Source organism: Allobaculum fili, from assembly GCF_020969955.1.
Taxonomy (GTDB): domain Bacteria; phylum Bacillota_I; class Bacilli_A; order Erysipelotrichales; family Erysipelotrichaceae; genus Allobaculum; species Allobaculum fili.
The window spans coordinates 12,476-32,461 of sequence record NZ_JAHDSX010000012.1 but is presented as its reverse complement, the minus strand read 5'-3'; the positions used below and the strand labels follow the sequence as shown (position 1 = coordinate 32,461).

Sequence of the window (19,986 nt, the reverse complement as noted above, 5' to 3'; positions counted from 1 at the left end):
GAAATCAGAAAAATCCGGACGGATCCGGATTTTTCTTCGAAATCTATCCAACACAGGATACATTAGACCATGCCTAAAACCCATCGAAAATATGGCGTTCGCGCCCTGCTTGGCGCGGCGCTGGCCGCATCCATGCTGGCGGGATGTGTACCTTCAAAAAACACGCCGGAAACCGATTCTTCCGCGATCCAGAACGAAAAGGATCGGTTCAATAAAAAACAGAACGAAGAGAAAACGGAAGACACGTCCGAAAAAGTTGACGACGATATTGAAATCGCCGACCTTCAAAGCGTATCTTCCAGTACTATCGATCTGTCTTCCGCGTCTTCCGGTCTGAAAATCGTAAACGGTGGCACGTACACGCTGACCAGAACCGGCAAGTATCCGGTTGTCGTGGACGCCAAAGACCAGAGCGTGACTTTAAAGCTGGACGGCGCCAACCTTTCGGTAACCGACGGCCCGGCAATCTTTGTTCGCAACGCGAAAGACGTGGCGATCGAAACGAGTGCAGCCAGCACCGTTTCTTCGAACTCGCATGCCAAAGACAGTACAATTGCCGTTCTTGACGCGGCGATTTATTCCCGTGCGCCGCTGACCCTTTCGGGCAGCGCGAAACTGACGATTTCCGATGCCGCCGGCTCCGCCGTCAAAGCCAAAGAAGATCTCGTTGTCCAAAACGGAACGTATGCGCTGAGTGCTGAAGAAGACGGCATTCACGCCAGCGACGCGCTGACCATTCAAAACGGCGATCTGACCATTCAGTCCGAAGATGAAGGCGTAGATGTCAACGATACGCTGACCATCGAAAAAGGCACCTTTACGATCACCAGCCAGGGCGACAGTCTGCGCGCCGAAGGCGCCGTTACCTTGAAAGACGGCACATACACGATCCAGTCCGAAAGCGAAGGCATCGAATCCAAGGACACGCTGACCATCGAAAAAGGAACGTATACCATCAACAGTACCGATGACTGCCTCAATGCCGCCAACAGCCTGATCATTCAGGGCGGCAAGCTCACCCTCGTTTCCAAAACGAATGACGGCGTCGATTCGAACGGCGATCTGCTCATCTCGGGCGGCGAAATTTACGCGGCCGCTCTTCAGAATCCGGAAGGCGCCTTCGATACGGATCGCGGCACCTTTAAAATCAGCGGCGGAACGGTAGTCGGTCTTTCCACGACGGCGACCAAACCGACTGATGCCGCCCAGAACACCGTCATGATTGCAGCCTCTTCCTTCAAGAAACTCGAACTGAAGCAGAACGGAAAAACGCTGATCACCTGGAACAATACCCAGACAGGCAATGCCGCTTCGATCACGCTGACTCTTTCCTGCAAGGACCTCACAGCTGGAAAGGACGCCGAACTCTGGCTGGACGGCACAAAGAGCGAATTCTTTACTGTGGAAGAAGGCCTGACCACAGTCGGAAACATTTCCGTTATGGGCCCGGGCGGCATGCAAGGCGGTCCAGGCCGCGGCCAGATGCGGGAGGAGTTTGATCCGGAAGATCTGCCGGACGATTTTGACCCCGAAAACATGCCGGATGACTTTGATCCGGAAGACATGCCCGACGATTTTGAAGGCATGATGCCCCCAGAACGTCCGGATGGAGAAAGCGGAAATTCCAATGGCCAGAACGGCGGCCGTCCAAACCGTCCGTCCAGACGACCGGATACAGACACGTACGGCGACTGGGACGCGCAGTCCGGCGCAACACAGAATGGCCAGTCGAAAAGCCAGTCCGTCTAAACCCTTTTCCAGAACGGGAAAAACAGAAAGCAGGCCGGCATACGACCTGCGATCCATTAAAAAAATCACTACGATACAGATATAAAAGAAGCAGGGATTTCCCTGCTTCTTTTTTGTATGGATTCCGTCTGAGGCGGATATTCGATCGATTGTTTTTTTAGTATGGACTAAGCCATCAGGTAAGGCGAAGCGAAGTAGATCACGAAGATTACCATCAGGATCCATACGGTCGGATGGATTTCACGGATCTTGCCGGCAGCGACCATGCACACTGCGTAGGCGATGAAGCCAAACGCAATACCGTTGGAAATGGAGTACATCAGGATCATGGAAATGATGGTGATGAACGCCGGAATTGCGATCGTCAGATCATCCCACTGGATGCCCTTGAGCTGCTGCGCCATCATGACGCCGACAACAACCAGAGCCGGAGCAGTTACCGCGTTGGTAATCATGCCGAGAACCAGCGGGCTGATGAAGATGGACAGAATGAAGAGAACGCCTGTAGTTACGGCAGTCAGACCAGTACGTCCGCCTACGCCTACACCAGAAGACGATTCAACAAAGCTGGTTACTGTGGAAGTACCCAGAGCAGCACCGATGCAGGTACCGATGGAGTCAGCCAGCAGAGCCTGCTCAGCATTTTCGAGTTCGCCGTTTTCCTTAACGAGACCGATTTCGTTTCCGATCGCAACCAGAGTTCCGGCGGTATCGAAGAAGTCTACGAACAGGAAGGAGAAGATAACTACCAGCGCATTCATCGGATGGGAGAAGAGTTCGCCAAATCCGCTTGCGAACGCACCGGCAGCGCTCATGTCAAAGTTTGTGGTGAGAACACCGTTGATGGCCGGCATGCCGTCTACGCCGCAAAGGCCGAGGATAACGCCGATCACCGCGGTGATGATCAGGCCGACAAATACGCCGGCTGGAATTTTGCGGACAACGCAGACGATTGTGATGATGATGCCCAGCAGAGCCAGCAGAACCTGCGGATCTACGAAGGAGCCAAGACCTACGAACGTCGATTCGTTCGCCACGATGATGCCGGCGTTTTTCAGGCCGACAAACGCGATGAAGAAACCAATACCGGCACCGATGGCCAGCTTGAGCTGAACAGGGATGGAATCGATGATCTTCTTACGGATTCCGGTAACGGAAATCAGAACAAATACAAGACCGGAAATAAAAACAGCGGCAAGTGCAGCCTGCCAGGAATAGCCCATGGTCAGAACGACCGTATAGGAGAAGAGGGCGTTGACACCCATACCGGCGGAAAGAGCAACCGGATAGTTAGCCAGCAGACCCATCAGAAGACAGGCAGCAGCGGAAGAAAGTGCAGTTGCCATGAATACAGCTTCTGGTTTCATGCCAGCATCCCCAAGAATCATCGGGTTTACAGCCAGAATGTACGCCATGGCCAGGAACGTGGTAATACCGGCAATGATCTCGGTTTTTACGTTCGTTCCTTTTTCTTTAAGATGGAAAAGCTTTTCCATAAGGTTGAAGAATCCTCCTTTATCATTTGTCCGCTTGTACAAAGATCCCGGTCTTTGTCTTCCGGACACACACAGTATAATGGAGCAGAATATTTTTTCAATTTCTGACATTTGATGGGTCAATGATGGATGTAAGGGTGTACGGAAAAGGGATTCTTTTGCGGTTCACCGTTTGAAAAAAGGACGGATTCGAGTGAAAAGTAAAGGACGATTGGAAAATAATATCTACAGAAACCGCTAGTTTTACCGGTCATTGTCCTCGTTTCCAATCCTGAAAAGTAAAATAACAGAACGAAAGGCTTTCAAAACAAGTCTTACGTTCTGCTTAAAACTGTATGATTTTTCGCATCCTGTAAGCGGTCTGTAAAGCAATCCAATAAAGATTAGGGCATTGTACAGGATTTATTCATCGTTTCCTGATCTGGATTTCTTTCCCACATTTTATCCGGATTTTGGCCGGTTTTGATCAGATTTCGAACAGAGACGCCAGTTCAAAGGAGTAAATCCAGGCGCGCACTTTCCGGTCGGGATGAATGCTCTGCATGGCTTTTCGATACGTTTCGAGCTGGCCGCGGTAGCGGTCCGCAAGCGACTGTTCATCAAAGGCCGCGTCCGTCTTGAAGTCGAGAATGTCGATCGTGTCGCCGTCAAAAACGACCAGGTCCATGTAGCCGTGAATGATCGTACCCTTTTCCATGACACAGTAGGGGCATTCAAATTCATGGGGCAGTTCCATCCACTTCGCGTACGTCGCGTTGTCGTTCAGCCGCAGCAGCAAGTCCGCATCGCCAGACGACAGACCGAGTCCGGACTGGCGAAGGCGCTCTTCTACGTCCTCGCGCGTATACGGCCAGGGCAATGTGGCGGCCATTTCATGAAAGAGGGTGCCGCGCTCTTTGGCCAGTCCGCTTTCGACGCCTTTGCCATAGCCGCCTTTGGGCCAGGAGGCGTGGGCCTTGGTTTTGGAGGCGGTCTGCGAATAGACGATCTGTCTGGGTCCCTGATAGCGGCGAATGGAAATTTTCTTATGATGGCTGACGCCGCGATCGGGACGCTGAAGCAGCTCCGGCACGTCTTCAAAGTCCACCAGATCAATCGGGTTTCGATGATACAGGGAGAAAAACCAGCTTGTAAAGCCGTTGTTGGCCAGAATTCGATACAGGTTCAGCGTGCCGTCGTACAGATTTTCGTTTTTGAGCGTATCGACAAAGACTAATTCTTCTTCCGCACGGGTGCACGCCACATAAAGCAGACGCATCTTTTCCTGCTGCTCTTCAAAGAAGCGCTTCGTATCGAAGGCGATCGTTGCGGCGCTTTTGTGACTGAGCATCGTATTCGGATCGAGCGCCTTGAAGGCGACGCCCAGATCCGCATCGAGCAGAATCGGACTCATGCCTTCGATGTCGCTCTGCCGCTGTTCGCAAAGAATATAGACGAGCTTGTACTGCAGGCCTTTGGAGGCGTGAATGGTGGAAATATGCACCGCGTCTTCTTCCTTGCCAAAAGGCATCGCTTCACTGGTCTTATCGAGATCTTCTTCGAGCGCGGCTGAAGACAGAAAGCCTTCCAGATCGAGCAGGCCCTGAGCCGAAACCGCCTTTTCCAGAAGCAGATCGAGGTTCGTCTTGTCCTGCGCCGAAGTGGAATAGTCGTAAAAGCCGCGGATCTGATAAATGCCGACAATCATTTCGGGCAGACTCAGATCCTTCAGCGTTTTGAGGTCGCGCACGATTTTTAACAGTTCGTAGCCTTTTTCGCTCTGACGAAGCCGGGTGTACAGCGACTGACCGTCTTCGCTGCCGCTCAGCATCGGCAAAATATCCTGCTGCGTAAAGCCGGTCAGCGGCGAAGCGAGCACGGACATCAGCGCGATGTCGTTTCGTTCGTCTTCAATGACGCGCATGGCGGAAAGAACGACCTGCACCGCCTTGTTCGTATAAAAGCCATGGCGCACATGATGCACGGAACGGATGCCCCAGGCTTCCAGCGCCTTCTTGATCTTGTCGTGGGACGTGGACGAGCGGGTAAGAATTGCGATGTCGCGCAGGGCGATGCCTTCTTTTTTCACGTGGTTTTCGATATCCTGCGCGATCAGATCGAACCGGTTTTCCCGGTGTTCCTTCTGGGCTCCCGCGGCACTAAGGCTTTCGCCAAGGCGCGCATCCTTTCCAAACTCGGTATACAGAAAGCGCACCGGCTTCTGCGCCTGTTCCTTCTGGCGCGCACTGCCGGTTACCGCCGTATCGATGGCCGAAAACTGGGAAGGAAGACCGTCGACGTTCATCAGATGGCGGAAGAAGTCGTTGTTGAAGCGGATCAGACTGTCGCTGGAACGGTAGTTTTCCTGCATCGCTACAATCTCGTCGTATTCGCCTGGATGCTCCAGGTGATTTTTCATCAGCTGGGGTCTGGCCTGACGGAAGCCGTAAATGGACTGCTTGATATCGCCGACGCGGAACACATTGTTTTTGCGGGCGATGGCCTGAATGATCGTCTCCTGCAAGTCGTTCGTATCCTGGTATTCGTCGATCAGAATGACTTCAAAGCGATCGCGCAGCGCTTTGGCGGTTTCGGGATCCTGCAAAATTTTCCATGCGTACAGTTCCATATCGGAAAAGTCGATAAAGCCGGCTTTCTTTTTGATTTCCTGAAAGCGGCGGCGCACATCGATGGCCAGATCGATAAACGTATTGCGCACGCGCTCGATCTGTTTTGCGGACTCCTCATACTGCTTTCTGGTAAAGAGGACATCGGCGATTTCCTTTTCAAACTTACGGGAGTCGGTCTGAATGTCCTTAAAGGAAATCTTGTTAATGGTGGGCGTGAATTTGTCCGTTGTTTCCGCATATTCGATAAACTGCGCGCCAAAGGCTTCATAATCCCCTTTGGCCAGCGCTTCGCGACAGCGCTCGAGCGCTTCGACTTTCCGGGAGAAGCGCTCGATGTATTCGCTTTGCTTGGCGGCTTTGGCAAAGTCCATGACCTGCACTTCTTCGATCATTTCCTCAAAAATATCGATCAGCGCCTCACAGCGCACGTCAAAGTATTTCAAAAACCAGGCGGACATGTCTTCCGCCTCATGGCGGCAGGCGTTCATCCACCCGTCCGGATCGGCCTTGCTTTCGGCCAGCGACAAATAGCGCAGCAGGCGGCTGCGCAGATGTTCTTCCTTCTGACCGCACGCTTCCATGTACAGAAGCAGTTCGGCGCTTCTGGCGGGATCGAGTGCCTGCATGCTCTGCTCCACCGCTTCCTCAAGCGCCTGACTGTCCGCGAGATCGTTATCGATGCGATTGACCATCGAATACGGAAGGCCAGCGACGAAGTAATACTGCTGCACGATGGACAGGCAGAAGGAATGGATCGTACAGATCATGGCAGTTTCCAGCGCCCCGATTTCCTTATTCAGAGACGGGTCGGTTTTCGCTGCTTCCATCAGACGGTTTTTCAGACGGACTTTCATTTCGGCAGCCGCGTCTTCGGTAAAGGTCACCGCCAGAATGGACGAGACGGGGACATGATCGTCCACGACCAGACGGCAGAGCCGTTCCACCAGAACGGCGGTTTTACCGGCGCCCGCGCTGGCACTGACCAGCAGATTCTTATTGCGCGAGTCGATGACTTTCTGCTGGGCCGGCGAAAAGACGAGCGGCTTTTTCGGGAGTTCCTGCATCTGGCTGTCCTGGGACCGATCCAGCTGCGCATCGTTTTCCAGGGCCTGCTGGACGGCTTCGTTTTTTGTGGAATCCTCCATGGCGTTACTCCTTTTCCTGAGCCGCGTTGCGGCAGATCGTTTTGTACGGGCAGTGCTGACAGGCTGCCGGACGATGATACGGCTGAATGTCGTTTTTCTGCAGGCTGTCGGCCAGCTGTTCGGCCTGCGAACTCAGTTTTTCCTGCGTGCTCACATACGTCGGTACGCGGCCTGCCAGTTCGGCGCGCATGCCCTGAGCGTCCTCGCCAAAATTCTGAGCGACGAGCGCATGGCGCAGATGATCGCGCTGGCCGTCTATCAGGGCTTCCTGCGTTCCGATGGATTCGGCAAGAACCGGCGAAGCGCCGCGGCCGTAGCGCAGAGCGAACGCTTTTTGCGGCATGGCCGAAGGCTGCATGGACAGATTGATCGTCGCCTGCGGCAGCGAATCGGAAACAAAGGGCGACGGCTCGGTATCGACCAGATTGAACACCGCCCGGTTTCTGGACGAAGAGGCAATCGGGCCTTCGATATTCATCGCCAGACCGTCATACTCTTCCTTCATCTGCACATCCGGACTGCCGGGCACCATCGTCAGTTTCATGGCGCTCAGCGGCTTGAGCGAATGGAAAATCCGCTCCATGCGAAGAAGACTCTGCGCATACAGCGCATCGAGTTCACTCTTGCGGCGCTCGGCAAACAGTTCGCGCGCAAAGGAAAATTCGTCGGTAAGCAGCGTTTCAATCTGCTCGCGGCTCAGCTGATCGCACGAAACGCCAAAGCGGCTTCCGGCCTCTTCGACCATGCGTACGAGCAGATCCGAGCTGACCTTAAACAGATCCCGCTCCGTCGGCGGTTTTTTCAGACGGAGCCCGTACTGGAGCATGTTTTTGAGAGCGCAGTCTTCAAAGGCGGCCAGCGAGCGCGGTCTAGTCTGCAAAATGCCGTCCTGGGAAGCAAACAGCGAAGACGCGTGCATGCCCTTTAACGTAAAGGACGGCCGGGGATCGGAAATCGGCTCCGCCGGCGCCATGAACTTGGGCAGCAGACCGAGCCACGTATTGAGCTCATGGCTCGTATCGATGCTTTTTCCCATATAATCGGACTGCGCCGTCATCAGAAACAGGCTTTCCGGCTCTTCGAGAACCTGCGTAAGCATTTCAAAATGCTCCTGCGTGCGTGTCTCGAGCGAAGGGAAATTCAGCTGGTCCATGTACGCTTCATCAAAGATGCCGCCGCGCACCTGCGAGCCTGGGAAATGCGCTGCGTCGGCTCCGATATAAAATACGTTTTCGTACAGTCCGCAAATCTGCGCGCGCGAACCGATCAGAACCCCGTTGAGTTCGCTCATGGCCTGCGAAGGCTGCAGATTATCGAGTTCGCGAATGAGAAGGGCGAGATCTTCGGGCTTATGCAGTTCGCTGCGTACTGCGGTAATCAGATTCATGACGCCTTCAAAGGCGTTGAGATCGTCCGGACTGGGATCCGGGGACTGGTCCATGATCAGACGGCCGATGGTGTCGATGGAGTTCAGATCGAGCGCCTGCAGCGATTCGAGAACTGGCTTCCACTGGGAGGCGCTGACTTCAAGCGCCTGCAGAGAAAGAAACGTTTCTTCGCTGATCAGCGCGTTGGGACGCCATGTAAGACTCTGCAGCGTCGTCCCCTCGTTTCCAAAGAGGCGCAAATAGCGGCGCAGATCGCAGGCGGCCATCGGATAGAGCGTCTCCAGAAGCGCCATGAGGGATTCGTCATCCTTTTTCATGACCCAGGTCAGCGCGCTTTTCCACTGATCGACAATTTTTCGCGAACCGTCATTTTGAATAAAGGTAAACGGAATGCCGCGCGATTCGAGTGCTCTGGCCAGCACCCAGCGCTGTTCGGGATCGGCCAGTGCGATCATGCACGTCGAAGCATCCAGTTTATTGCGGACGATCGCATCCGCGCACACTTCCATTTCCTTGCGCGCATTCGAACACGACCAGTAGTAAAACCGCTTATGATGACGCATTTTTTCAACGTGCGCGCCTTTGGAAACCAGAAGCCGGATCCAGTACCGGTCAATGAGCGTGCTTTCCGTAAGGAGAATGCGCAGACTTGAAGCGCCTTCAAACGCCTGGGTTTTCGCCTGGTCTACCCACAGTTTTACGGGCATGAGCCGGTCGATAATTTCCTTCAGATCCTTTTCGCGGCGCGTTCGGACGGGAAAGTCCTTGAGATCGTAAAGCTGACAGAGAAGCATGAAGTTTTCGCATTCGCGAAGAAAGTCATAATCTCTGCGGGAGGCATAAAACAGGTTGTCGGGCGACAGATCGTCCAGCCTTGCGCTGTATTCGTAAAGAAGCCGGATCAGAGGCGTGCGGGGACGGGACAGCGACTGGGCAAGCCAGGTGTCGAGCGTCATGACGTTCTGATTGAGGCAGCTTCCGTTTTCTTCAATGATTTTTCGATAGAGGCTGAGATGGAGCGCCGAAGGGGCAATCCATGTCGTGCTGGGTTCAAAGTTCATCTTATGACCCTCGCTTTCTGCCGAACCGAATGGGTCGGCTGTTTTTCTTTTATACTAAAATCTATTTTTACGCAATATAAATTTATTCATGCGCGCATTTTGCGCATTTATTCTGAAGACTCTGCGGCTTCCTGTCACCGTTTTTCCTTGGAATACAGTCTTATGGTACCGGACACGCACGGGATTTCTTTTCGCCATGCAAAGCCGGATTTTATTTTCTGTGCGCGTCGCGCGCACAGATTGTGGCGCAGGCGTGCATGATATACTAAACAGAAGGTGTGATCTATGAAAACGTTTCGTTCCTATTTTAATTTTAATGCTTCCAATATGCGCCGCCTGCTTCTGATCATCGCCGGCAACCTGCTGGTGGCCTTTGCTTCGGTCTTTTTTATTCTGCCGCAGAACATTTTGTGCGGCGGCGTAACGACCGCGTCCATGGTTCTCTCTTCTTTTCTGCCGATTGGACGCGTGCCCATGATTGCCATTCTGAACATTTCCCTGTTCGTTCTGGGCTATCTTTGTCTGGGCAGAAAATTCGCGGCAAGTTCGCTCATTTCCACATTTCTTTACCCGACGCTCGTCTCGCTTTTTTCCATGCTGGATGTGACGCCCTTTGAAAAAGTGGACCCCGTCCTTTCCGCCGTCTATGCCGGTCTGCTGACCGGTGCCGGCCTCGGTCTGGTCTTTCGTGTCAATGCCAGTACGGGCGGCATGGACATTCCCGCGCTTTTAATCCACAAGTACGCCGGTCTGCCGACCGGCCAGTGCGTCATGATCGTTGATACGCTGACCATTCTTTCCGGTCTCTGGATTTTCGGTCTGAATTCCATCCTCATTGGTCTGGCCGCTGTCTTTGCGTCTTCCTTTGCGATCAACTGGATTTCGACGTTCGGCGGTGAAAACGCGCAGAATGTCATGATCATTTCCGATAAGCATAAAGAAATCCAGACGTTCCTGCTCAATACCCTCAGCCGCGGCGTAACCATTCTTTCCGCCAAGGGGGCCTGGTCCGAACAGGAGCGCCCGGTTCTGATGTGCTGCGTACGCAACCGTGAATACGGCCAGCTGCTGCGGGAAATCGCGGACATCGATCCGCACGCCTTTGTGATCGCCAACTCCGTTCACGAAGTCCGCGGCGAAGGCTTTACGTGGAGCGACAATCCCCAGAAAAATCCCGGACTGCTCCATCATCAGAAAAAGCCGGAAGGTACAACGCAGTCCGGAACGGCCGCTGAACTCGCCAAGGCCAGTTCCGCCAAGCCAAAAGCCTGAGTCTGTACTCCAGAAGACAATTCCAGGGGATCTCTCCCTGGCTTTTTGTCTCTTCCTGCCTCCTGATTCTTTTACGCGTTTTTATCTTTTATGCTTTTTATACGGGAGGACGTTTCGTTCGGAATCGCTTTTCGGTTCATTGGAACGAATCGCTTTTACGTATTTCTTTTTCGAATCTTTTTCTTTCCTGGAAAGGAGTGTGTCCATGCACATTCATGAAGTCATTGTCGTGGAAGGACGCAGCGATACGCGAAGGCTGAAAACCTTCTTTGACTGCGACACGATCGAAACGTGCGGCAGTCATGTCACCGGTCAGATTCTCGATCGGATCGCGGCGGCGCAGAAAAGCCGCGGCGTCATCGTCTTTACCGACCCCGACCGCTCGGGCGAACACATCCGCAGCATCATTTCCCGCAAAATTCCCGGCGTGAAACACGCCTATATCGATCGCGACAAAGCCAAAACCGACAAGAAAGTCGGCGTCGAGCATGCCGAATACGAAGATCTCGCCGAAAGCCTTTCGCATCTCATTTCGTACGACGAGCGTCTGTCCACCCTTTCCTGGAACGATTTTCTCGATCTGGGCCTGACAGGCGACGCCGCCTTTCGAAAACAAGTCTGCGATCGTTTCCGCATCGGCCCCTGCAACGCGAAAACGTGCTTCAAGCGGCTGAACGCGATGGGCGTCACCCGTACGCAGATTGAGGAGGTTTTATGATCGATCGTCCAATTGCTACCAAAAGCCGGACGCGCGAAATCCAGGAAAAGTGGAACGCGCAGACGAAAAAGAGCTTTGGCCAGAACTTCATCGTCGAACCTGGCGTCGTTGAAAAAATCGCCCGGGAAGCTTCGGGCGACGGAAAAGGCGTCATGATCGAAATCGGTCCGGGCATTGGCGCCCTGACCCAGTATCTTTGCGAAGACAACGAAAAAGTCATCGCGTTTGAAATCGATCCGCGCTTTCCGCCCATTTTAAAAGAAGAAATCGGCAGCGATCATCTCGAAATCATTCAGGAAGATTTTCTGAATGTGGATGTCAATGTGCTTCTGGCGCCGTTTGCCAAAGAAGGACTGCCCGTCCGCTTTGCTTCCAATCTTCCGTACTACGTAACAACACCGATTCTCTTCAAGCTGTTTGAAGCGACCGAGCCGATCGCCGCCATTACCGTCATGATGCAAAAGGAAGTCGCCGACCGCTTTGCGGCTACCGCCGGATCGGCGTCCTACAACGCGCTTTCCGTCATCACGCAGTATCGCTGCACGATCCGCAAAGTCATGGACGTCAACCGCAACGTCTTCTGGCCGTCCCCCAATGTCGGCAGTACGGTGCTGCAGTTTCGGTTTCGAAACGAACATCCCGTAGAAGATGAAGCGTGCTTCTTTTCGATGGTCAAAGCCTGCTTTACGCAGCGCCGCAAAACCATCTATAACAATCTTCAAGGCTGGACCGAAGACAAAGCCAAAGCGCAGGCCATGCTGGAAAAAGCCGGCATTCCCCTGCAGACCAGGGCCCAGCAGCTGAGCGTGGATGATTTCATCCGCCTGTTTAAGGTGAATTATGAAAGTTAAAGCCTATGCCAAAGTCAATCTGGCTCTCGATATTCTCGGCGTACGGGACACGGACGGCTACCACATCATGGATATGGTCAACGCGCCGGTCTCTCTTTACGATGAACTCGATATCGAACCGTCCAATACGGAAGAAGATATCATTTCTGCCGTCGGCTTCAAGCTGCCAGGCAGCAGCACCCTGCATAAAGCGCTGGCCGTTCTTCGCGAGCATGCCGGTCTGAAAAATCACTATGTCATTACCCTGACCAAGTCCATTCCCGACAAAGCCGGTCTGGGCGGCGGCTCCGCCGATGCCGCCGCGCTGATTCAGGCGCTCAACGACATGGAACAGCTTGGTCTGTCCATGGAAGACATGGACCGGCTCGGCTTTCTGGTCGGAGCCGACGTTCCCTGCTGCCTGCACAACGCCTTTACTCGCATAGGCGGTGCCGGCGAACAGGTAAAGGAAATTGCGAGCGACTGGCACATTCCGGTTCTGCTCGTACAGGGCGTAAAGGGCATCTCGACGCCCGAGGCGTTCGCACGCTTTGAAAGCGCCCCGTCTTCGGCTTTAGATATCGATATCGTTTCGGATGCGGTCCGCAAAAAGGACATCGGTCTGCTGTATCAGACGATGGTCAACGCGTTTGAGCCGCAGGCGTTTGAAGCGCTCGACGAACTGGTCGAACAGAAGGAACAGATGCAGGACAACGGCCTGGTCCGCGTTCTGATGACCGGCTCCGGTTCGTGTCTGATGGGCTTTTGCGTCGATGACGACGTCATGGAAGAAGCCTGCGAAAATCTCGCGGAAATTTATCCCTTTGTCTATCCCGCGTACATAGGACCGATTCGATGAACAGCAGCCGCATTTTGTACATGATCGTCTTTGCGGCGTTTTTCTGCCTCGCCTTTTACGGCCTGCAAAGTCTGGATTTTTCCAGGGATGCCCGAAAGAACAGCGGCTCTCGACCGATCGTTCTGCTCTTTCTCTGCTCGCTTGGCCTGGCGTGGCTGAGTACACAGGCCGTTTTCTCCTTAATGTACGGGACTTATTTTTAAGCCGTTTTCCCTTTCGGACCTTTGTGTCTTTGGCACCGGCTTTTTGGTCGGAGCGAAGCGAAGGTCCGTTTTTGCGTGAATTGTTTTGGGCACTCGCTACAATAAAGCCATGATCTGTGCAGCCGTCAGCGGCGGTCCGGATTCCATGGCCCTGCTCTGGTTTCTCGAATCCCGCCATGTCCCCTACTTTATTGCCCACGTGAACTATCACCATCGCCCCAGTGCTTCGCGCGATGAGGCGATCGTTCGTCAGTTTGCGGCCGAGCACCAGAAAACCCTGTGGATTTTGCATCCGGCCGTCCATGAAGCCGGCAATTTTCAGGCGCAGGCCAGAGCCGACCGGTACGGCTTTTTTGTCCGGCTCTGTCGAATGACGGGAGCGGACACGATTGCGCTCGGCCATCATATGGACGACTCGATCGAAACGTGGATGATGCAAAAGGAGCGAAACGCCATCGTCAGCCATTACGGTCTGCAGGAATGGACTGACTACGAAGGCCTTCGGCTGTATCGGCCGCTGCTGGCGTATTCCAAAGCCGAAATTCAGCAGGAAATGGACCGGCGCCGTCTGCCGTACGGAATTGACGAAAGCAATCTTCAAAACGACTACCGGCGCAATCAGATCCGCCACGCAACAATCGAACCCGCCAGCGCCAGCCAGAAACAGGCGTGGCTGAGCGAAATGGAAGCCGATAATCGAAAACTGGAAAGGCGAAAGGAAAACGCCCAAACGCGAAGCGGACAGGGCGTAACGATGGACGATCTGAACAGGGAGGATGGCTGGCTGCTTCTCGATCAGCTGCTCTTTGCGCATGTGAAGCATCATTTTTCCAGACGCCATATGGAAGAGCTGATCGAACAGCTTCAAAGCGGCAGGCGAAAGGAAATCGAAAATTTCTGGATTCAGAACGTGGACGGCAAAATCTGTCTGCGCAAAAAGGAAGCGCCTCCGCTTCCCTTTTATGTCGGCTCGCTTGCCCAGCTGCAGCAGCTTTGCGAGATGGACTACGTCTGGTACGGCATGAAGCTGAGCACGCACGGCACCCGTATGGAAACTTTCTCGGTTTCGGATGACGATTTCCCCCTGCTCATCCGTCCGTGGGAAAACGGGGATACCATTGAAATGCGCGGTGGAAGACTTCATCTTCGCCGGCGCATGATCTCCAGAAAAATCCCGGCTATCGAGCGCGATCTCTATCGGGTGATCGCTTCGGATCAAGGTGTTCTCTTTGCGATGGATACGGGCTGTGATGTTTATCATTATGTGGAAAAGCCCTTATTTTTTATGGTAAAATTTCCCCTAAGCATTGCGTTTGAATAAAATCCTCTTCGTGTGCCCTGCAGGCTGAAAATAAAGAAAATGCGGGCGCGTGTTTCATCCAGATTCCGAGGATTTCGCATTGCGTTGACCCGATCTCTTACGCTTTTTCGCCTGCCTGACCAGGTGCAAAGAGAAGAGCTTTGAACAGAAGCTCTCTGGATCAGACGGGCCGTTTTTGCATTGAAGAAACTTCCAGAACAAGAAGAAACTTCAAATATACAACAGAAAAGGATAGGTACATTTCATCATGTCAAAAGTGATCAGTGAAGATATTGAACGCGTTCTGATCAGCGAAGACGAAATCGAAGCTCGCTGCAAGGAACTCGCCGGCCAGATTGAAGCCGACTATGAGGAAAAGCGGATCGTCCCGATCGTGATCGGTCTGCTCAAAGGCAGCGTTCCTTTCATGGCGGAACTCATCAAGTATTTCCGTCACCCTATTGAAATCGACTTCATGTCCGTTTCCAGCTATTCCGGATCCGAATCGATCGGCGATGTCAAAATCAACAAGGACACCGACCTGTCTGTCAAAGGAAAAAACGTTCTGATCGTGGAAGATATCGTCGATACCGGCCGCACCATTCGTGAAGTGCGCCGTCTGCTCGAAAACAAGGGCGCAAACGATGTGCGCATCGTGTCTCTGCTCGACAAGCCGGACCGCCGCGTTGTCGATATTGAAGCGGATTATGTCGGTTTTACAGTGCCCAACGAATTCGTTGTCGGCTACGGACTCGACTTCAACCAGTGCTATCGCAACCTGCCCTACATCGGCGTACTGAAAGAAGAAGCCTACCGCTAAGACGGCATGCTTATGCGCGTCTGAACGGGCAAAGCGACGCTTTGAAAAAAGCGAACGGCACGTAACTACGCAAACCAGGAAATAGAAAAAAGAAAGGGGAGCTTCCATGAAAAAATGGCTGAATTATCTGCCCACGCTTTTTGTGATTATCATCCTCATTTCGATTATCGGGTTCTCCACGCGGGGATCCGTCAACCGAATGAACTATACGGATTTTCAGAAAATCGCGGATACCGCGCATTTTGACGAATCCACCCTCAACATCTCAAGCTCCATTATCAAAGTCGAAGGCGTCTACACCAGCGGCGCCAACAAGCGAGCCTTTTCCACCATCGTTCCGAACACGGAAGAAAACATGGAATGGCTCACGACCACTCTCGAAAAAAACGGCGGTACGATTACCGTCAGCGATCCTTCCGCCAACAGCCTCTGGGTCAGCCTGCTTGCGCAGATCATTCCGCTGCTGCTGATCGGCGTCCTGTTTTACTTCATGCTTTCGAAAATGAGCGGTGGAGGGAGCGCCAACAAGGCGTTTGAATTTTCCAAATCCCGCGCCCGCATTGAAAACGACGTCAAAGTCCGCTTCAAGGATGTCGCCGGCTGCGATGAGGAAAAAGAGGAAGTCAAGGAAATCATCGACTACCTGCGCTCGCCGAAAAAGTTTACCGACATGGGCGCCCACATTCCAAAAGGCATCCTGATGGTCGGTCCTCCGGGAACCGGTAAAACGCTCCTGGCCAAAGCCGTTGCCGGCGAAGCCAACGTTCCGTTCTTCTCGATTTCCGGTTCGGATTTCGTGGAAATGTTCGTCGGAACCGGTGCAAGCCGCGTCCGCGACATGTTCAAGAACGCGCAGAAAAACGCTCCGTGCATCCTGTTCATCGATGAAATTGATGCGGTCGGCCGCCAGCGCGGCGCCGGCATGGGCGGCGGCAACGATGAACGCGAACAGACGCTCAACCAGCTGCTCGTCGAAATGGACGGCATGTCCAACAACAACGGCATCGTCGTCATCGCGGCGACCAACCGTCCGGACGTTCTCGACCCGGCCCTGCGCCGTTCGGGACGTTTCGACCGCAACATCACGGTCTCTCTGCCGGATGTGCGCGGCCGTGAAGCCATTCTGGAAGTACACGCCCGGGACAAGAAACTCGAACCTGGCGTTTCCCTGAAAAATCTCGCTCAGCGTACCCCGGGCTTCTCCGGTGCGGATCTGGCCAACGTGCTTAACGAAAGTGCCATCCTCGCGGTGCGCAACCACGAAGCGAAAATTACCCAGACCGATCTGGACGAGGCGATTGACCGCGTCATGATGGGCCCGGCGAAAAAATCGAAGAAATACACCGAAAAAGACAAATGGCTGGTTTCCTATCATGAAGCCGGTCACGCGGTTATCGGTCTGAAGCTCGAAGATGCCGACATCGTGCAGAAAGTCACCATCATTCCGCGCGGTGAAGCCGGCGGCTACAACCTGATGACGCCGCGTGAGGAAAAATACTTCCACCGCAAATCGGAAATGTTAGCGACAATTACCGGTCTGCTTGGCGGCCGTACGGCGGAAGAAATCGTCTTTGGCGAAATTTCCGCCGGAGCGGTCAACGATATCGAACGTCTGACGTCCATCGCGAAAAACATGGTCCGCGTTTACGGCATGTCCTCGCTCGGCCCGATTCAGTACGCCGATCCGGAAGGCAACGTCTTTCTGGGCCGCGACTACACGAAAGGCTCCGACTACTCCGCCGGTGTTGCGACCGAAATCGACCGCGAAGTCCGTTCGATTGTCGATTCGTGCCATGAAAAGTGCAAGGCGATCCTGACAGAAAACCGGGAACTGCTCGATCTGATCGCTCACAACCTGTACGATCACGAAACGCTCACCAGCGAAGAAATCAACAACCTGATGAACTACGGAACGCTTACCGATCCAAACGCGCCGGAAAAGCCGGCACCGGCCGAAACAGCACCGGCGGCTTCTTCGGATGCGAACGAAAGCCATTCCGATTCGTCTTCTGATGCTGCGCTGCCCGCTCTTCCAAAAGAAGACGGCGGTCAGACGTCTTCCGAACCGGAAGCGCATCGCGGTCTTTCGCAGGAAGACATGGACGAAGCGCTCAACGAGCTGACCAAAAAGCACTAGTTCCGCAGCTTCGGGCTTTCCATTCTTTATAAAAATCGCACTCCCTTTCGACTGAGAAAGCGAGTGCTTTTTCTTTCCTGCAGTTTGAAAAATGCCCTGTATCGCCTAGCGGCTCGATCAGGCTTTCCAAACGGAGTGTTAGCAGAAACTGACTATAATAAAGAAATATAAAAGCCTGTCTGAATCCGTATGGTTTACATACGATTTTATGCGTACAGGCTTCATGAAATCGAAAACGCGTCGTGCCCGGCGCGTTTAGTCGAAGTTTTAAAATCGGATACAAAATGCATAGAAAAGAGGTACAGACATGAAAGATTCTCTTGTCAAAGCCATGGCTCTCGACGGCCATGTCCGCCTGTATATTAACCGGACGACCGATCTGGTTCAGGAAGCGATGGACCGCTTCCGCATGAGCACGCCAAGCGCAGATGTTCTTGGTCGTGTGCTCTCTGTCGCTTCCATCATGGGAAGCATGCTGAAAAGCGAAAAAGAAATGTTAACGATCAACATCCAGGGCCAGGGCGAACTGGGCAGCATCGTCGTTGATGCGCAGGCCGACGGTACCGTCCGCGGCTTTGTCGACAACCCGGAAGCCGGCCTGGACGGCGATCCCAACGTAACCGCCGGCAGCCTGATCGGTCTGCCAGGTACGCTGACCGTAACCAAGGACCTTTCGATGTCGGAAAACTGGTCCGGCACCGTAGAACTCCAGAACGGAGAAATCGGTCAGGACTTCGCCTACTACTTCACTCTGAGTGAACAGACCCCGACTGCGGTCAGCGTCGGCGTTCGCATGAACGAAGAAGGCAAAGTGCTCGCTGCCGGCGCGCTCGTTTTGCAGATGATGCCGGATGCGGACGATACCAATATCCGCATTTGCGAGCACGTTTTAAGCGGCCTTAAACCGATGACGGCCATCATTCAGGATTACGATGACGCCTCTCTGGCGCTTCTGGCCGAAGACCTGTTTGACGATACCGAAGTGCTCGAAACGATCCCGATTTCCTTCAAGTGCACCTGCTCGAAGGAAAAGACCGCCGGTCTGCTGCATACTGTAGCGCCCGATCAGATCAAAGCCATGATCGAAGAAGACCACGGTGCCGAAGTCACCTGCAATTTCTGCAGCAGCACGTATCACTTCAACGAACACGAACTGCGTGAAATTCTCAACGATACCGAGAAGCATCTCGAAGAAACCGAAGAACTGGAGTCCCATGTCGCTGAAGATTCGGGAAATTGAGCTGCCCTCTCCAATCGTCATCGCCCCGATGGCCGGCGTTTCGACGCGGGCCTTCCGGCGCATTGCGCGTGAATTCGGAGCCGGGCTTGTCTGCAACGAAATGGTTTCCGACAAGGCTCTGTACTACGATTCCGCCAGAACCCGCCGCATGTTGGCGTGCGAAGCGGATGATCATCCGGTTTCCTTTCAGATTTTCGGCCACGATATCGACACGATCGTTCACGCGGCAAAAATTCTCGATCAGGAAACCGACTGCGACATCATCGATTTCAACATGGGGTGCCCGGTCAACAAAGTCATCAAGGCAAAAGCCGGCAGCTATCTAATGAAGGACATCGATTACGCCAGCCAGATCGTGCGCGCTATCGTGGATGCGGTCCAGAAGCCGGTCACCGTCAAAATGCGTCTGGGTTTTGACTCGTCCTCGATCAACTGCGTCGAAATGGCGAAAGCCATGGAAGCCGCCGGGGCCAGCGCAATTACGCTGCACGCCCGGACACGCGCCCAGATGTACGAAGGAAAAGCCGACTGGTCCTGGATTAAGAAGGTCAAGGACGCGGTGTCCATTCCGGTCATCGGCAACGGTGACGTACTGAGCGTGGATGATGCCGTCCGCATGATGGAAGAAACCGGATGCGACGGCGTCATGATCGGCCGCGGCGTGGTCGGCAATCCGTATCTGATTCAGGAATGCGCCGACTACTTTAACGGGACATCCCATCCGTTCACGCTGTCCATGCGCATGGATGCCTGCCGGCGTCATGCCCACTACCTTTGCGAAGATCTGCCCGAGAGGGTGGCGCTGTCGCAGATGCGCGGTCTGGCCAGCTGGTATCTCAAGGGACTGCCGCGCAGCCACGCCTACAAGGATCGCCTTTCCAAAATCACGACGTATGCCCAACTCGATGAAATTCTTACGGAATACGAGCAGGTTCTGCGCGAAGATGCCGCCAGCGATCATCCCGATTTGCGCCTCCACAATATGCCGGGACCGTCTCTGGAATCCCCTGCAGAAAACGGTTTTTCCAGCCAGGAATCCAGTGCGGATGCTCTGAAGAAAGATCCTGTCAATTCGAACGCCCGATAACCCCTGACCTCTCTGGCCCGAACCGTCTGAAAGCCCTTAAAAAATGTTTTATGGCGCATTGAGACCGGCAGA

The 19,986-nt window shown here is 53.7% G+C and carries 14 protein-coding genes; 11 read left to right on the top strand and 3 right to left on the bottom strand.

Going from position 1 to position 19,986, the window contains the following annotated elements:
- Positions 1-69: 69 nt before the first annotated feature.
- Positions 70-1,749: a carbohydrate-binding domain-containing protein gene (locus tag Afil_RS04410; protein ID WP_230267304.1), complete on the top strand. Its 1,680-nt coding sequence runs from the start codon at positions 70-72 to the stop codon at positions 1,747-1,749.
- 167 nt (positions 1,750-1,916) lie between these two features.
- Here the strand turns inward: Afil_RS04410 and Afil_RS04405 are convergent, their stop codons facing one another.
- From Afil_RS04405 to Afil_RS04395, 3 genes are all read right to left on the bottom strand, one after another.
- Positions 1,917-3,245, bottom strand: a complete 1,329-nt coding sequence (locus tag Afil_RS04405; protein WP_230267303.1) for an NCS2 family permease — start codon at positions 3,243-3,245, stop codon at positions 1,917-1,919.
- Between the two features lie 466 nt (positions 3,246-3,711).
- Positions 3,712-6,999 (bottom strand): UvrD-helicase domain-containing protein, encoded by a 3,288-nt coding sequence (locus Afil_RS04400; protein ID WP_230267302.1) that lies wholly within the window; start codon positions 6,997-6,999, stop codon positions 3,712-3,714.
- 4 nt (positions 7,000-7,003) lie between these two features.
- Positions 7,004-9,448, bottom strand: coding sequence for a PD-(D/E)XK nuclease family protein (locus Afil_RS04395; RefSeq protein WP_230267301.1), 2,445 nt, complete (start codon positions 9,446-9,448; stop codon positions 7,004-7,006).
- 285 nt (positions 9,449-9,733) lie between these two features.
- Here Afil_RS04395 and Afil_RS04390 point away from each other — a divergent pair, with 285 nt between their 5' ends.
- The 10 genes from Afil_RS04390 to dusB all read left to right on the top strand — a co-directional run bounded on the left by Afil_RS04390 (position 9,734) and on the right by dusB (position 19,914).
- Positions 9,734-10,720 (top strand): YitT family protein, encoded by a 987-nt coding sequence (locus Afil_RS04390; protein WP_230267300.1) that lies wholly within the window; start codon positions 9,734-9,736, stop codon positions 10,718-10,720.
- Between the two features lie 205 nt (positions 10,721-10,925).
- Positions 10,926-11,438: a ribonuclease M5 gene (gene rnmV, locus Afil_RS04385; protein WP_230267299.1), complete on the top strand. Its 513-nt coding sequence runs from the start codon at positions 10,926-10,928 to the stop codon at positions 11,436-11,438.
- Entirely contained in the window at positions 11,435-12,289 is an 855-nt protein-coding gene (rsmA, locus tag Afil_RS04380) for a 16S rRNA (adenine(1518)-N(6)/adenine(1519)-N(6))-dimethyltransferase RsmA (protein ID WP_255658215.1), read from the top strand. The genes rnmV and rsmA overlap by 4 nt, the downstream gene beginning before the upstream one ends.
- Positions 12,279-13,127: a 4-(cytidine 5'-diphospho)-2-C-methyl-D-erythritol kinase gene (ispE, locus tag Afil_RS04375; protein WP_230267298.1), complete on the top strand. Its 849-nt coding sequence runs from the start codon at positions 12,279-12,281 to the stop codon at positions 13,125-13,127. The genes rsmA and ispE overlap by 11 nt, the downstream gene beginning before the upstream one ends.
- Positions 13,124-13,330, top strand: coding sequence for a DUF1146 domain-containing protein (locus tag Afil_RS04370; RefSeq protein ID WP_230267297.1), 207 nt, complete (start codon positions 13,124-13,126; stop codon positions 13,328-13,330). Before ispE ends, Afil_RS04370 begins: the two co-directional genes overlap by 4 nt.
- Positions 13,331-13,439: 109 nt before the next feature.
- A complete protein-coding gene (gene tilS / locus Afil_RS04365; protein WP_230267296.1) occupies positions 13,440-14,651 on the top strand; it encodes a tRNA lysidine(34) synthetase TilS in 1,212 nt (403 codons plus the stop codon).
- A 247-nt stretch (positions 14,652-14,898) separates the two neighbouring features.
- On the top strand, positions 14,899-15,450 hold the full coding sequence (gene hpt / locus Afil_RS04360; RefSeq protein WP_255658214.1) for a hypoxanthine phosphoribosyltransferase: 552 nt from the start codon (positions 14,899-14,901) through the stop codon (positions 15,448-15,450).
- A 106-nt stretch (positions 15,451-15,556) separates the two neighbouring features.
- On the top strand, positions 15,557-17,587 hold the full coding sequence (gene ftsH, locus Afil_RS04355) for an ATP-dependent zinc metalloprotease FtsH (protein WP_230267295.1): 2,031 nt from the start codon (positions 15,557-15,559) through the stop codon (positions 17,585-17,587).
- 307 nt (positions 17,588-17,894) lie between these two features.
- Complete coding sequence (gene hslO, locus Afil_RS04350; protein WP_230267294.1) at positions 17,895-18,827, top strand: Hsp33 family molecular chaperone HslO; 933 nt, start codon at positions 17,895-17,897, stop codon at positions 18,825-18,827.
- On the top strand, positions 18,802-19,914 hold the full coding sequence (gene dusB, locus Afil_RS04345) for a tRNA dihydrouridine synthase DusB (protein ID WP_230267293.1): 1,113 nt from the start codon (positions 18,802-18,804) through the stop codon (positions 19,912-19,914). The genes hslO and dusB overlap by 26 nt, the downstream gene beginning before the upstream one ends.
- The last annotated feature ends 72 nt before the right edge of the window (positions 19,915-19,986 follow it).

Excerpts from the sequence above, each read along its gene's own strand:
- dusB (WP_230267293.1), top strand. The coding sequence starts at position 18,802 with ATGTCGCTGAAGATTCGGGAAATTGAGCTGCCCTCTCCAATCGTCATC.
- Afil_RS04390 (WP_230267300.1), top strand. The coding sequence starts at position 9,734 with ATGAAAACGTTTCGTTCCTATTTTAATTTTAATGCTTCCAATATGCGC.
- ispE (WP_230267298.1), top strand. The coding sequence starts at position 12,279 with ATGAAAGTTAAAGCCTATGCCAAAGTCAATCTGGCTCTCGATATTCTC.
- hslO (WP_230267294.1), top strand. The coding sequence starts at position 17,895 with ATGAAAGATTCTCTTGTCAAAGCCATGGCTCTCGACGGCCATGTCCGC.
- ftsH (WP_230267295.1), top strand. The coding sequence starts at position 15,557 with ATGAAAAAATGGCTGAATTATCTGCCCACGCTTTTTGTGATTATCATC.
- Afil_RS04405 (WP_230267303.1), bottom strand. The coding sequence starts at position 3,245 with ATGGAAAAGCTTTTCCATCTTAAAGAAAAAGGAACGAACGTAAAAACC.
- Afil_RS04410 (WP_230267304.1), top strand. The coding sequence starts at position 70 with ATGCCTAAAACCCATCGAAAATATGGCGTTCGCGCCCTGCTTGGCGCG.
- rnmV (WP_230267299.1), top strand. The coding sequence starts at position 10,926 with ATGCACATTCATGAAGTCATTGTCGTGGAAGGACGCAGCGATACGCGA.
- Afil_RS04400 (WP_230267302.1), bottom strand. The coding sequence starts at position 6,999 with ATGGAGGATTCCACAAAAAACGAAGCCGTCCAGCAGGCCCTGGAAAAC.
- Afil_RS04395 (WP_230267301.1), bottom strand. The coding sequence starts at position 9,448 with ATGAACTTTGAACCCAGCACGACATGGATTGCCCCTTCGGCGCTCCAT.
- hpt (WP_255658214.1), top strand. The coding sequence starts at position 14,899 with ATGTCAAAAGTGATCAGTGAAGATATTGAACGCGTTCTGATCAGCGAA.
- Afil_RS04370 (WP_230267297.1), top strand. The coding sequence starts at position 13,124 with ATGAACAGCAGCCGCATTTTGTACATGATCGTCTTTGCGGCGTTTTTC.
- rsmA (WP_255658215.1), top strand. The coding sequence starts at position 11,435 with ATGATCGATCGTCCAATTGCTACCAAAAGCCGGACGCGCGAAATCCAG.
- tilS (WP_230267296.1), top strand. The coding sequence starts at position 13,440 with ATGATCTGTGCAGCCGTCAGCGGCGGTCCGGATTCCATGGCCCTGCTC.